Source organism: Vibrio sp. M260112, assembly GCF_036533775.1.
Lineage (GTDB): Bacteria > Pseudomonadota > Gammaproteobacteria > Enterobacterales > Vibrionaceae > Vibrio.
On sequence record NZ_JATABH010000030.1, the window covers coordinates 13,069 to 25,763 of the forward strand.

Genomic DNA, 12,695 nt, shown 5'->3' on the forward strand with positions numbered 1-12,695 from the left:
CAGCTCCTCCTAATGCGAGACTATTCGGCTTTTTTATCTGCCTGTGGCGATGGTTGAGGAGATAAACTCTCAACCTTCTCCCTGGAGTCATTGGCGCTTGGAACGGATTCAATACTCTCATTCACTGTCTCAGACTTATTCAATGCTGAGTCGCTTTTGCTCGCATATGGGCGCTGTACATCTTGCGCAGCTTGCTTCAATTGCTCTACCGAAGCCTTCAGATCTGGGGAAAGGTCTTCCATCCCCATTTGTTCCGCTTTACGCAAGTTTTCTTGCAGTTCTTGTATCTTAAGCTCGTGAGAAAGCTCGTCTTTCACACTGTTCGCCATATTCTTTGCTGCGCCTATAAACTTAGAGACACTGCGAATTGCATGAGGCAAACGCTCCGGACCAAGAACCACCAGCCCAACGACAGATATTAATACCAGTTCCCAAAAACCGATATCAAACACGAGTTACGCCTGCTCTTTGTCTTTCTTAGTTTCAGCAGTCGCGTCCGTTTTCTGCTGCTCTAGGTTCTTTTGCTCGAAGTCAGCGTCTTTCTTAGCTGCATCATCTTCACTCATCGCTTTCTTAAAGCCTTTTACTGCACCACCAAGATCGCCACCAATGCCACGTAGTTTCTTAGTACCAAACAGTAGAACAACGATGACAGCAATAATTAGAAGTTGCCAAATACTAATACCACCCATTCTTTTTACCTCGGGTCTTATTAAACAAAATTATTTCAAGAGTTTAACGTCTATCGACGATAAGCTCGCCAACTAAGCAACCAAAATGTGACGCCACCTAGTGCACTCACCATTGAAAGTTGCTCATATGTGCTGTTGACCAATATTGCCGAGCATACGACTAATGTGGCACCAACACCAAATAAAAATTTTCCTGTCGCTTGCTGACGCTTGCTGGAACGATAACCTTGATATAGCTGATCGATACGCTGATTCATCATCTTGCCCTGACGCAAGCTGTCATACAGAAGCTCAGGCAGCTCTGGCAATTTTTCTGCCCAGAACGGCGCTCTATCTTTCACCGCATTAATCACCGCCTGAGGCCCTACTTGGTTCATCATCCACTCTTCGAGGAATGGTTTAGCGGTTTCCCACAAATCCAATTGAGGGTATAGCTGTCGACCTAGGCCTTCCACATAGAGCAAGGTTTTTTGTAGCAAAACCAACTGAGGCTGAACTTCCATATTAAATCGTCGTGCTGTATTGAAGAGATTCAATAGCACATGACCAAATGAAATTTCGCACAAAGGCTTTGCAAATATAGGTTCACATACAATACGGATAGCAAATTCAAACTCATCCACATTGGTTTCACGTGGAACCCAACCTGACTCAACATGCAGTTCAGCAACTCGGCGATAGTCTCGGTTAAAGAAAGCTAAAAAATTCTCTGCTAAATAGCGTTTATCTTCACTATTAAGCGTACCGACAATGCCACAGTCTAAGCCTATCCAACGAGGATTATCAGGGTGCTCCGGCTCAACAAACACATTGCCAGGATGCATATCAGCATGAAAAAAGCTGTCTCGAAATACCTGAGTAAAAAACACGCTCACACCACGTTCCGCTAGCAGCTTCATGTTGGTGCCATTCGCCTTCAGACCTTCGATGTCCGATACTTGAATGCCGTATATTCGCTCAGAAACCATGACAGTTTTATTACTGAAATCAGTAATCACTTCTGGAACGTAAAGTTCTTCACTTCCTTCAAAGTTTCGTCGCAGCTGAATCGCGTTCGCCGCTTCACGTCTTAGATCAAGCTCATCAAGTAAGGTTTTCTCGTACTCACGCACGACCTCAACCGGTTTTAAACGACGTGCTTCAGGAAGTGCTTTTGCGACTATACGCGCCATGCGGTACATCAGTTTTAGATCTGCATCAATGACCGGGCGAATATCTGGCCTAATGACCTTTAATACCACTTCTTGGTTAGTCGACTTAAGCTTAGCCGTGTGAACCTGAGCAATGGAGGCCGAAGCCAGCGGTTTAATATCAAAATCATCAAACCAAGTGTCAAGTGCACCGCCTAGCGCCTGCTCTATTTGCTGTTTAGCTAGCTGACCATCAAATGGGGAAACCTGATCCTGCAATAAGGCAAGTGGATCGGCAATCTGAGGAGGAAAAAGATCGCGACGTGTCGACATCATCTGACCAAACTTGATCCATACCGGGCCAAGCTCTTGCAGCGCTAGTCGCAGTCTATCACCAAGTGGCTTGTCTGGATGTTGATTCTTAATCCAGAACAGACTTTTTCGTGCTAACAGAGGCGCTTTAGTTAATTGATGATTGGGTAGCAACTCATCAAGACCATATTCCAATTGGACTCGGATGATTCGGTATAAGCGACGCAGCTCAGTTAAGGTCATGCACGCTCCAATAGCTGATTAAGTTTTGCTTCCACACGCGCAGCTTGGCTTCTGACATCATCAACTTGATCACAGAAGTGAGCAATTTCAAGTGGCGCAGGAGCTATTTTCCATTCTTCAGTTAAGACTTGAGCAAGGTGGTTTTGATGCTTAGTCGCTTGTGACTTAATCATTTGACCCACGTTGGCAGCGCCTTTCACGACAGTGTGAGCAACCACATCACCAGTCACTCTAGACAACCACTCTTCAATGTCAGGTTTGCAATCCGTCATAAGCTGAGAGAACTTCTGTGCCAGTTGGATATCACCTTCAAGAATCAACTTATCTTGTTTGATCAAACGAGTAATATTGGATTGTTCACGCAATTCTGGAAGCACAGATAGATTGAGGGATAAGTAACAATCTGGCTCGCCTTCATAGTTTGCCAACACATCAATTTGCTGGCTAAAGATAAAGGTTAGTGTTTTATTCAGCTCTTTGAGATGAACTTGAATAACCTGACCTTTTAAACGGGCAAGACGACGACCCAATTCTGGGTCATCCTTAATTAGAATGTTGAGCGATGTTTCAATCACTGCCGTTACAAGTGGTTCAAATGGCATAGCGGATAACCTTAGAATTTGTAACCACGGTGCAGCGCAACGATGCCACCAGTCAGATTGTAGTAACTGGTTTGCTCAAAACCGGCTTCGTCCATCATCCCTTTTAGCGTCTCTTGATCTGGGTGCATACGGATAGACTCTGCAAGGTAACGGTAACTCTCTGCATCGTTGGCCACCAGTTCACCCATTTTCGGCAATAAATGGAAAGAGTAACTGTCATAAACCTTTGATAGAGGTTCAAATACTGGCTTAGAGAACTCAAGCACAAGCAGACGACCACCCGGCTTTAATACACGGTACATGGAACGCAGTGCTTTATCTTTGTCCGTTACATTACGTAAACAGAAGCTGATTGTAATTGCATCAAAATAGTCGTCAGGGAAAGGGAGTTCTTCCGCGTTAGCCTGAACATAATGAACATTACCAACAATGCCATTGTCACGTAACTTATCACGACCCACGTTAAGCATTGAGTTATTGATATCCGCGAGAATGACATGACCTTTTTCGCCGACGATACGTGAGAATTTAGCCGTCAGATCACCTGTACCACCACCAAGGTCAAGAACACGCTGACCAGGACGAACACCACTGCAGTCGATCGTAAAACGTTTCCATAAGCGATGGATACCACCTGACATCAGGTCATTCATGATGTCGTACTTAGCTGCCACAGAGTGGAAAACTTCAGCAACTTTTGCGACTTTCTCTTCTTTCGCTACGGTGGTGAAACCAAAATGCGTGGTTTCATTAGATTCTAAAGCTGTATTCGATTGCACGCTTGTATCCGTCATTGTGATTCCTCTTCGTACAGTGCATTGAATTAATACGACCTAAGCACTGCGGGCGATTAGTTTACTTTATCCTCATCCGTATGTCTTTCAGCGAACGAGTCATTTTTATCCAAGCTTGCATTTTCTGTGAATTGATCATGATGTGCGAGCTGAGCTAAGTCATTTGAGATGAATTTTTTCACCTCCACTCCGAGCTGCTTAAAGCTTTCTGCCTGACGAATCACATTACCTCGTCCGGTAACAAGCTTATTCATCGCCCCTTGATAATTCTGATTCGCTTTGTCGAGCGCACCACCTAAACTCTCCATGTCGTCAACAAACAAACGCAGCTTGTCATAGAGCTTACTAGCCCGTTCAGCAATGATTTGTGCATTTTGGTTTTGACGCTCATTACGCCATAAATTATCAATGGTGCGTAAAGCAACCAACAAGGTCGTCGGACTGACTAAAATGATGTTCTGCTCCATTGCATCTTTGACTAGGCTTGGGTCTGCCTGAATCGCAACTTGGAAAGCAGGTTCGACGGGAATGAACATCAATACGTAATCTAAGCTCTGGATACCTTTTAGTTGATGGTAGTCTTTCTGGGATAACCCTTTGATATGAGCACGAATTGCAAGTAAGTGGTCACTTAAAGCACGCTCCCTATCATGGTTAGTTTCCGAGTTGAAGTAACGCTCGTAGGCGACCAGTGCCATCTTCGAATCCACCACGACTTGCTTATTCTGCGGTAAATGAACAATAACATCTGGCTGATAGCGTTTTCCAGCCTCGTTCTGTAAGCTGACTTGAGTCTGATACTCATGTCCTTCACGTAATCCCGATTCCGCTAACACCCTTGCAAGTACCACCTCACCCCAGTTGCCCTGCTGCTTGTTATCACCTTTCAAAGCTTGAGTGAGATTCAACGCTTCCTTACTCATCTGTTCATTGAGACGTTGTAGATTTTTAAGCTCATGAACTAAGGTATGGCGCTCTTTCGCTTCTTGGTTGAAGCTATCACTAACCTGTTTCTTAAACCCTTCGAGTTGCTCTCTTAGCGGCGTAAGCAAACCATCGAGGCTTTGGCGATTTTGCTGATCAACCTTTGCGGTTTTGGCGTCAAACAACTGGTTAGCAAGATATTCAAATTGCTGCTTTAAACGTTCTTCTGCTTGTTCCAGTAACTGTAGCTTCTCATGATTAGATTTATTCTCTTGCTCATGACGTGCTTCCTGCTCACGCAACTGTGCTTCAAGCTGAGATTTTTGTTCACGAAGACGATCTAAATCATCAGCGTACTGCTGGCGTTCTTGTTTCACCGCTTCAAAGTAACGCAGCTTCTCAAGCACCGCCATCAGCTTTCCGTGGGATTGTTTAATTTCAAGAGCCGCTCTATCACGCTCACCATCGAGTTCATCAAGATCTTGCTGAGCTTCTGCCAGCTCCTTCTCTAGCTGTGCTATTTGCGTACTCGCCAACTGTTGATTCGATTCTACTTGTTGTTCAAGGAGCTGTTGGTTAAAACGCATTTTTTGTTTGACCCACCAGCCAACGACCAACCCACTGGTTATTGCACTGATCATTCCACTAGCCAGCACGCCTTGATGCTCAAGAATCCATTGCATAATAATGATTTAACTCTTCATATTTCGATAGTTTCAATGGTATTTGACCACTGGATAAATGTCCAGTTTGTCGGCTAGATATCGAACAGCTAGACTAGGCGCTCCGCACTCTGTACCACACCAATGGCTAACGATATACAAGTCATTGGTTTTATTAAGGAACATCATGAACGAGCGTCGCGCTTTAGGATTAGGTTTATCGGCTGTATTACTCTGGTCAACGGTAGCCACTGCTTTCAAACTCACTCTGGCAGAGTTCTCTCCAATTCAAATGCTTACCATCGCAAGCATTGTCTCTGCCATTGCGCTTTTGGCCATATGTACCGTTCAAGGCAAGCTCAAACTATTACCAAGCACGTTCCTCTCTAACCCTTGGTACTACATACTACTTGGCCTGATAAACCCTCTTGCCTACTACATTATTTTGTTCAAGGCCTATGATTTGTTGCCCGCATCTCAAGCACAGGCTATCAATTACAGCTGGGCGATTACTCTTACTCTGATGGCCGCTGCTTTTTTAGGGCAAAAGATTCGTAAGCAAGATTGGCTTGCCTGTACCTTTAGCTATCTTGGAGTCATTGTGATTGCCACTCAAGGCGACGTTCTCGGTTTGAATTTTGACAGCCCACTTGGCGTTGGTTTAGCACTACTTTCGACTCTGTTGTGGGCAAGCTACTGGATTCTCAATACCAAAAACAAAGCGGATCCAATTGTTGGCGTGCTATTAGGTTTCCTAGTCGCAATCCCTTGTGCTATTGGTTTAACCCTGTATGAAGGCCTTTCCTTTGCACAGATATCGACTCAAGGCTGGTTTGCGGTGACCTATGTGGGGCTTTTTGAAATGGGTGTTACTTTCGTCTTATGGCTAAGTGCATTGAAACTCACGCAAAATACGGCGCGTATTAGCAACCTAATTTTCGCCTCACCTTTTATCTCATTGATGCTACTGGCAAGCATTATCGGAGAGCAGATTCATCCATCCACTCTTATCGGGTTGGTCTTAATTATAGTGGGCTTGGTGATCCAGCAGATAAGATTTGGCAAAAAAGATCTTAGCAAACAAGCCATCTAACAGATTCACAACCAATCACTGGCCTATCTATTTAGAACAATTGATAGGCCAGTTCGCTTCCCTGACCACGCACTTTATCAATTTTGGACGCCAGTTCTGGCGAAACATGCAGAGCTTGAGCCGCTTTGCTATTGGCTAAATAGCGTTGCTTTTCATGTTCGTCAAACATCGCGTCCCAACTCTGATGAGCATCACGAGCTAAGTACATCAGACAAGCGAGTCGTTTGGATTCAACCGCTTTGGCAGGGTGATTAACATTGGCTATCGCATCCACCAGCTCATTAGGAAACTTCCAACTTTCTGCCAATACTGCGCCAAGCTGCTGAGCATCAACACCAAGCACTTCCCTCTGCACTAAAGCCGCATTTTCTCCATTTGCGACACGCTGACTAATCGCAACCGCTTTTTCCGGTTCTAATGTGTGAATCATTAACTCGCCGATGTTATGCAAAATACCCGTTGTGAACGCTTCATTAGGATCGAGTTTGATATCTTTTGCGATGGTACTGGCGATAGTGGCCACTTCAAACGTGCCAGCCCAGTAATCTTTGATATTGAGAGTTTCTATTTTTGGAAAGCTACAAGCCAAAATAGAGGATGAGATAAGATTGCGAATGGCTCCGATACCGATACGAACAATGGCATCATTAATATTGGAGGTACCTTTAACGCCTCCAAACTGAGCTGAGTTTGCCATCCTCAACACACGAGCCAGCAGCACCTGATCCATAGCCATTTTATGTGCAAGCTCACTAAAGTCGATTGAGTCACGGTTAACCATCTCGAGCAGTTCTTGCAAAACACTTTCGATACGAGGTAATTCATTTATACGAGATATCAGTGCTTCTTGGCTCATAGAGTTCACTCCTTCGCTACCCTTCACTTTTTATAGGATAAGTGTAGTACCTACGAGTGAACTCTATTCATATTTACTTCACGAAAATCACACCCACTGACCCGCCACAAAGCCCGAGCTCCAGCACCACTGGAAGTTATAGCCGCCGAGCCACCCTGTTACATCCATTACTTCGCCAATAAAGTACAAGCCTTTGATTTGCTTACACTCCATTGTTTTTGAAGAAAGATGATTGGTGTCCACGCCACCTAGAGTCACTTCTGCGGTTCGATAGCCTTCAGTTCCATTAGGCATTACCTGCCAGTTTTCCAAGGTATGGGTGATCTCACCAAGTTGCTTGGTGTTAAATTGTTTAAGCGGCTTATCTTGCAGTACTTTTCTATCGATGAGTACTTCAACTAAGCGCTTAGGTAACACCTTAGCCAGGGCATTCTTCAGTGTCTGATTTGGGTGCTTCTCAAGTGAGCGTTGTAGCAGTTCATCAATATCAGCTTCAGGCACTAGGTTAATCGTCACCTTTTCTCCTGCCTTCCAGAATGACGAGATCTGTAGTACCGAAGGACCTGACAATCCACGGTGAGTAAATAGCAGCGCTTCCTTGAACATTGTGCCATCTTGAGCAGTGATCTCAGCAGGAACAGCAATTCCAGATAACTCAGCAAATGCTTCTTTATCTTCTTTGTGCAGAGTAAACGGCACAAGACCTGCTGTGGTTGAGATGACCTCTAGACCAAACTGTTCCGCAATCTTGTATCCAAATGGTGTCGCGCCCAGCTTAGGCATAGAAAGTCCGCCCGTTGCAATAACTAACGATTGGCACTCAATCACATTGGTGTTGGCATGCAATACAAAACCATGCTCGGTTTTCTCAATTTGGTGAACATCTTGCTGATAACGTTGTGTAATCGATGGTAAATCGCATTCAGCAAGCAGCATTTTCACTATGTCTTTTGACGTGTAGTCACCAACGCAAAATAGCTGACCATGATCGCGCTCTTCAAACTCAATACCATGTTTGCTGACCATGGAAATAAAATCCCAATTGGTATATTGAGATAATGCCGATTTAACGAAGTGAGGGTTTTGGCACAGGTAGTTATTCGCTGACACATCGTAATTAGTAAAATTACATCGACCACCACCAGCAATAAGAATTTTACGACCTGGCTTTTTAGCATGATCGAGCACTAATGTCTTACGGCCACGTTTCCCAGCTTCCGCCGCACACATTAGCCCCGCAGCGCCAGCTCCGATGATGACAACGTCAAACTTTTCCGTCATGAATAGCTACTCATTTAAACCAATAAAAAAGGATGTGCGTTATGCACATCCTTAGCAATTTGAAAGGTTATTTTAGCGATATTTACTTTGAATGCCAATTCAACACTCAGAGAATCATCGCTGCGAGCAGGGTGACACCTAGTAGAGAGGTCGACAAGATGAACAGCTCTCGCACTCGATCACACTTACCTGTAAACACTTCATCATGATGGTGATGGTACTCTTTACTCTTGAGGTAGTGAAATAAACGAACTTGCTTAGTGACATTACCGTGGGTAGTAAAGAAGCCGTTGCCATCCACTTGCTGGTAAAGCAAAGGATGAGCCTCTCGCATAATGTAAATGAGTGAGCGCAGCGCGGTAAGATAGCGAACCATGTTCACCAGCGTCACCATCAATAATGCAAATAGAATTGTGTCTGCATTGATCATCTTTTCCTCCCTACATCTTCTAAAATGCCCAGAGAAAAAGACGACCTAAACTAGAGTGTCTTTCGCCGATTACTCAGCAGGGGCATCCATTATTGAAGATGAACCTTCTTTTGCCAAAGCCGCTAAATCTTTATCAATAAAGAACAGCGCTTTACCATCTTCACCAACAAGATCTAACTTATCTAAAATCCCTTTAAATAACTTCTCTTCCTCGTGCTGCTCAGCCACGTACCACTGCAAGAAGTTGAACGTTGAATAGTCTTGTGATGTAAACGCAAGATGAGCGAGCTTATTGATTTTTTCAGTAATCATTTGCTCATGCTCAAAAGTCTCGCGGAATACATCTCCTAGGCTATTGAACTCGTGCTTAGGTGCTTCAATAGCACCCAGAATCGGCATTGATCCTGTTTCACTTACGTAAGTGAAAAGACGTTGCATGTGCTCCATTTCTTCTACAGCGTGCTTACGTAAAAATTCAGCCGCACCTTCGAATCCTTTGTCTTCACACCAAGCACTCATTTGTAAGTATAGATTGGATGAGAAAAATTCGAGATTAATTTGCTCATTCAATTGATCAACCATTGCTTGAGAAAGCATGTACCACTCCTACTAAGTCTATGAAGTTAAATTGACTATATCATGTTCATCACCTTAACACTTTGCTTAGCAAATGTGGATCTGAGATCACTCCTACAAAATTTATCAATCTGAGGTGCTAATCTTTAATCAACACCCTTACAAGGAGATAGCACTATGAGTTATCAACATATTTTGGTCGCTATTGATCTCTCGGAAGATAGCAAGCTTTTGGTCGATAAAGCGGTATCTCTGGCCAAGCCTCTTGATGCTGTAGTTTCATTTATCCATATCGATGTGAACTACGCAGAGCTCTACACAGGCTTAATTGATATCAACCTAGCAGAGACTCAACATCAGGCAATCGAAGCGTCTCAAAAACAACTTCAAGAGCTGGCAGAACACGCCAATTACCCGATTAAGCATACCTTGGTCGGCAGTGGTGATTTGAGTAATGAGCTGTGCGATACAATCAATGAGTTTAATATTGACCTAGTGGTCTGTGGTCATCACCAAGACTTCTGGAGCAAACTGCTCTCTTCAACTCGTCAGCTAATCAACTGTTCTCCTGTTGATATGTTGGTAGTACCACTTAAAGACTGATTGATAGTAAATATTGGTATAAACTGCTCGATAATTTTTGATAATGAGTCTTAGTTATGGGGTATTTATCCGCGGTCACTTTATTGTGGGCTTTCTCTTTTAGCCTGATCGGCGTCTATCTTGCTGGTCAGGTTGATTCTTGGTTTTCTGTATTGATGCGAGTGGCACTGGCCAGTCTCGTCTTCTTGCCATTCTTACGATTTAGAGGTGTCGACAAAGGCCTAATCGTTCGTCTAATGGTCATCGGCGGCTTCCAGCTCGGCCTGATGTATTGCTTCTACTATCAATCTTTCTTGTTACTCTCTGTACCAGAAGTACTGCTGTTTACTGTCTTCACTCCTATTTACGTGACCATCATTTACGATCTCCTGAAGAGACGCTTCTCTCCATGGTATCTCGTGACTGCCGTTATCGCCGTTGCTGGAGCTGCTTTTATTAAATTTGCTGGCGTAAATGAGAATTTTGTTGTTGGTTTCTTGGTCGTGCAAGGGGCGAATATCTGTTTCGCCATTGGACAGGTTGGCTACAAGTACCTAATGGAAAAATATCAGGTAGAACTTCCTCAACACACCATCTTTGGTTACTTCTATCTAGGGGCATTATGCGTTGCAACTGTCGCTTTTGCTCTCATGGGTAATATCGAAAAAATGCCGACAACTAACACGCAGTGGGGAGTCTTGATTTACTTGGGTCTTATTGCTTCAGGTCTTGGCTATTTTGCTTGGAATAAAGGCGCAACCATGGTCAATGCTGGCGCTCTTGCGATCATGAATAATGCCCTCGTACCGGCAGGTCTTATCGTTAACATCGTTATTTGGAACAGAGATGTTGATGTCACTCAACTCAGTATTGGCGGTGCGATCATTTTGCTTTCATTGTGGGTCAATGAAACTTGGGTAAAGAGAAAAGTGCAGCAAAGTCATCAAGCGCTAGAGTGATCTCTTTATAATGCCTCGTACATAAAAAACGCTCTCCTTGTTGGAGAGCGTTTTTTATTGTTCATTTAGTGGATGTTAGAGCCACTTACGACATCCCGCATTTCCGAAATGGTTGCCGCTAAGGCCAACGTATTCGGCAATTTTGTCTCAAGCTTTTGCTGCTTTTTGAGCAGTTTTTGTTGCTTCTTGGCCAACTTAAGCAGCTTCTTTTGTTGCTTGTAGTATTTTTTGAGTGTTTTCTTCGCGCGTTTAATTACTCGCTTACTAGGTAAATCACCCAGTTTGGGCAACATAACTTCCGTTTGCTGATTGAGTATTGATGGTTGAGGTTGTGCTACCTTCTCTTTGACACGCTCAACAACCTTTCTAATCGCTTGAGCCTTGTCTGGTGAAGGGATAACTTTAGGTGTCTTCGGCAAAGCTTCGGCAAGTAAAGCACAGTTTTTTTGTTGCTCAATAGGCTGATTTTGACAAGATTTCGGAGGAATTGCCGCTGGTTTACAAAGCGAGGCTTTCGATGATGAAGATCGAGCACATGAACGGCAGACATACTTGGTATCGCTTACCAAGCGGTGAATTTCACCTAAGCTATCAGCGATTTGTTTACGGTTCATCTTACAAAGACGTTTAGTCACGCCACCACCCTAACTAATAATACGAATAATTCTTAGTAAGATATAACCATTTAATCAATAATAAGCAAGCGCAAACATCGCAGAATTAAAACAGCGTTCGCTAAGTCATTGATGCATTGACATAAACATCAAATCGGTTCTTTTTCGTTTCAATCGCCATCGCTGGTTTCTTATCATTCAGCCAGTTTGCGTAGTCCGGTCTTTTCACTACAACCCTTTTAGCTGCAAGGGCTAAGGCAGGTTCTAATAAACCATCAGCGTCGAGGTCTGCCCCAACTAGAGACTGAAAAACTCGCATCTCTTTTTTTACCAGTGCACTCTTTTTTTTGTTTTCTGGGTGAGGATACATGGGATCCAAATACACCACGTCAGGTTGAACAAAGTTAGGATCAGCCGCCAATTGTTCAAGAGCATCATGGCTCGAAGCATGAAGTAATGACATACGTTCACTAACCCAATCGCCGATTTCCGAGTCTTGCTTAGCTCGCTCAAGGCCATCATCTAGGAGCGCTGCGACAACCGGATGACGCTCAACCATTTGAACCTTACAGCCTAATGACGCCAATACAAACGCATCGCGTCCAAGGCCAGCGGTACCATCAAGTACGGTTGGCGTGCTGCCTTTGTTTAACCCTGCAGCTTTAGCAATAGCTTGCCCCTTACCACCACCAAACTTACGTCGGTGTGCCACTGCACCACCCGCTAAATCCACATATATCGCACCAAGTTTGGGCTCATCGAGTTTACGCAACTCAAGCCGATGCTCAGTCAGAACTAAAGCAAACTGACTGTCATCACTGTGAGTCAATCCCCAGCGTTGAGTAAGCTCTACAAACCGCTCAGTTTGAGTCTGGTCTTCGCATTGAAGTTGTAGTTGCACGAAGTGCTCCAAAATGTTGTTACGATAAGAGTGCGCAGTGTACT

Annotated in this window: 15 protein-coding genes; 3 read left to right on the top strand and 12 right to left on the bottom strand. The window is 44.1% G+C overall.

Annotation, left to right across the window (positions count from 1 at the left end; translation table 11 throughout):
• Window positions 1-20 precede the first annotated feature (20 nt).
• Genes tatB through rmuC form a run of 6 tightly spaced genes read right to left on the bottom strand, consistent with a single transcriptional unit; the run spans window position 21 to window position 5,380 of the window.
• On the bottom strand, window positions 21-452 hold the full coding sequence (gene tatB, locus QTN95_RS13165; RefSeq protein ID WP_331417779.1) for a Sec-independent protein translocase protein TatB: 432 nt from the start codon (window positions 450-452) through the stop codon (window positions 21-23).
• Window positions 453-455: 3 nt separating this feature from the next.
• Window positions 456-692, bottom strand: a complete 237-nt coding sequence (gene tatA, locus QTN95_RS13170) for a Sec-independent protein translocase subunit TatA (protein WP_331417780.1) — start codon at window positions 690-692, stop codon at window positions 456-458.
• A gap of 50 nt (window positions 693-742) precedes the next feature.
• Window positions 743-2,377 carry a ubiquinone biosynthesis regulatory protein kinase UbiB gene (gene ubiB, locus QTN95_RS13175; protein WP_331417781.1) on the bottom strand — a complete coding sequence of 545 codons (1,635 nt, stop codon included), beginning with the start codon at window positions 2,375-2,377 and terminating at the stop codon, window positions 743-745.
• Window positions 2,374-2,979, bottom strand: a complete 606-nt coding sequence (locus QTN95_RS13180; protein WP_138973694.1) for a ubiquinone biosynthesis accessory factor UbiJ — start codon at window positions 2,977-2,979, stop codon at window positions 2,374-2,376. The genes ubiB and QTN95_RS13180 overlap by 4 nt, the downstream gene beginning before the upstream one ends.
• A gap of 11 nt (window positions 2,980-2,990) precedes the next feature.
• A complete protein-coding gene (ubiE, locus tag QTN95_RS13185; RefSeq protein WP_138973693.1) occupies window positions 2,991-3,773 on the bottom strand; it encodes a bifunctional demethylmenaquinone methyltransferase/2-methoxy-6-polyprenyl-1,4-benzoquinol methylase UbiE in 783 nt (260 codons plus the stop codon).
• Between the two features lie 56 nt (window positions 3,774-3,829).
• Window positions 3,830-5,380 (bottom strand): DNA recombination protein RmuC, encoded by a 1,551-nt coding sequence (rmuC, locus tag QTN95_RS13190; RefSeq protein ID WP_331417782.1) that lies wholly within the window; start codon window positions 5,378-5,380, stop codon window positions 3,830-3,832.
• 166 nt (window positions 5,381-5,546) lie between these two features.
• On the opposite strand from rmuC, the gene QTN95_RS13195 reads away from it, so the two are divergent.
• Window positions 5,547-6,452, top strand: a complete 906-nt coding sequence (locus QTN95_RS13195; RefSeq protein ID WP_331417783.1) for a DMT family transporter — start codon at window positions 5,547-5,549, stop codon at window positions 6,450-6,452.
• Between the two features lie 31 nt (window positions 6,453-6,483).
• Here the strand turns inward: QTN95_RS13195 and QTN95_RS13200 are convergent, their stop codons facing one another.
• The 4 genes from QTN95_RS13200 to ftnA form a co-directional block, all read right to left on the bottom strand.
• Window positions 6,484-7,308, bottom strand: coding sequence for an HDOD domain-containing protein (locus QTN95_RS13200; RefSeq protein WP_138973690.1), 825 nt, complete (start codon window positions 7,306-7,308; stop codon window positions 6,484-6,486).
• Window positions 7,309-7,395: 87 nt separating this feature from the next.
• A complete protein-coding gene (locus QTN95_RS13205) occupies window positions 7,396-8,589 on the bottom strand; it encodes an NAD(P)/FAD-dependent oxidoreductase (protein ID WP_331417784.1) in 1,194 nt (397 codons plus the stop codon).
• Window positions 8,590-8,695: 106 nt separating this feature from the next.
• Complete coding sequence (uspB, locus tag QTN95_RS13210) at window positions 8,696-9,019, bottom strand: universal stress protein UspB (RefSeq protein WP_269378141.1); 324 nt, start codon at window positions 9,017-9,019, stop codon at window positions 8,696-8,698.
• A 69-nt stretch (window positions 9,020-9,088) separates the two neighbouring features.
• A complete protein-coding gene (ftnA, locus tag QTN95_RS13215; RefSeq protein WP_138973687.1) occupies window positions 9,089-9,616 on the bottom strand; it encodes a non-heme ferritin in 528 nt (175 codons plus the stop codon).
• Between the two features lie 156 nt (window positions 9,617-9,772).
• Here ftnA and uspA point away from each other — a divergent pair, with 156 nt between their 5' ends.
• Window positions 9,773-10,198, top strand: coding sequence for a universal stress protein UspA (uspA, locus tag QTN95_RS13220; protein ID WP_269378142.1), 426 nt, complete (start codon window positions 9,773-9,775; stop codon window positions 10,196-10,198).
• A 56-nt stretch (window positions 10,199-10,254) separates the two neighbouring features.
• The gene (locus QTN95_RS13225; protein WP_331417785.1) at window positions 10,255-11,136 is read left to right on the top strand and encodes a carboxylate/amino acid/amine transporter; all 882 of its coding nucleotides are present in this window, start codon (window positions 10,255-10,257) and stop codon (window positions 11,134-11,136) included.
• Window positions 11,137-11,201: 65 nt separating this feature from the next.
• On the opposite strand, the gene QTN95_RS13230 is transcribed toward QTN95_RS13225, so the two are convergent.
• Window positions 11,202-11,771, bottom strand: coding sequence for a hypothetical protein (locus QTN95_RS13230; protein ID WP_331417786.1), 570 nt, complete (start codon window positions 11,769-11,771; stop codon window positions 11,202-11,204).
• Window positions 11,772-11,871: 100 nt separating this feature from the next.
• Window positions 11,872-12,651 carry a class I SAM-dependent methyltransferase gene (locus QTN95_RS13235; RefSeq protein ID WP_331417787.1) on the bottom strand — a complete coding sequence of 260 codons (780 nt, stop codon included), beginning with the start codon at window positions 12,649-12,651 and terminating at the stop codon, window positions 11,872-11,874.
• Window positions 12,652-12,695: the final 44 nt, after the last annotated feature.

Coding starts and splice junctions, on each gene's coding strand:
- ftnA (WP_138973687.1), bottom strand. CDS start 9,616: ATGCTTTCTCAAGCAATGGTTGATCAATTGAATGAGCAAATTAATCTC.
- QTN95_RS13200 (WP_138973690.1), bottom strand. CDS start 7,308: ATGAGCCAAGAAGCACTGATATCTCGTATAAATGAATTACCTCGTATC.
- uspA (WP_269378142.1), top strand. CDS start 9,773: ATGAGTTATCAACATATTTTGGTCGCTATTGATCTCTCGGAAGATAGC.
- QTN95_RS13205 (WP_331417784.1), bottom strand. CDS start 8,589: ATGACGGAAAAGTTTGACGTTGTCATCATCGGAGCTGGCGCTGCGGGG.
- QTN95_RS13180 (WP_138973694.1), bottom strand. CDS start 2,979: ATGCCATTTGAACCACTTGTAACGGCAGTGATTGAAACATCGCTCAAC.
- tatA (WP_331417780.1), bottom strand. CDS start 692: ATGGGTGGTATTAGTATTTGGCAACTTCTAATTATTGCTGTCATCGTT.
- rmuC (WP_331417782.1), bottom strand. CDS start 5,380: ATGCAATGGATTCTTGAGCATCAAGGCGTGCTGGCTAGTGGAATGATC.
- QTN95_RS13225 (WP_331417785.1), top strand. CDS start 10,255: ATGGGGTATTTATCCGCGGTCACTTTATTGTGGGCTTTCTCTTTTAGC.
- ubiB (WP_331417781.1), bottom strand. CDS start 2,377: ATGACCTTAACTGAGCTGCGTCGCTTATACCGAATCATCCGAGTCCAA.
- ubiE (WP_138973693.1), bottom strand. CDS start 3,773: ATGACGGATACAAGCGTGCAATCGAATACAGCTTTAGAATCTAATGAA.
- QTN95_RS13195 (WP_331417783.1), top strand. CDS start 5,547: ATGAACGAGCGTCGCGCTTTAGGATTAGGTTTATCGGCTGTATTACTC.
- uspB (WP_269378141.1), bottom strand. CDS start 9,019: ATGATCAATGCAGACACAATTCTATTTGCATTATTGATGGTGACGCTG.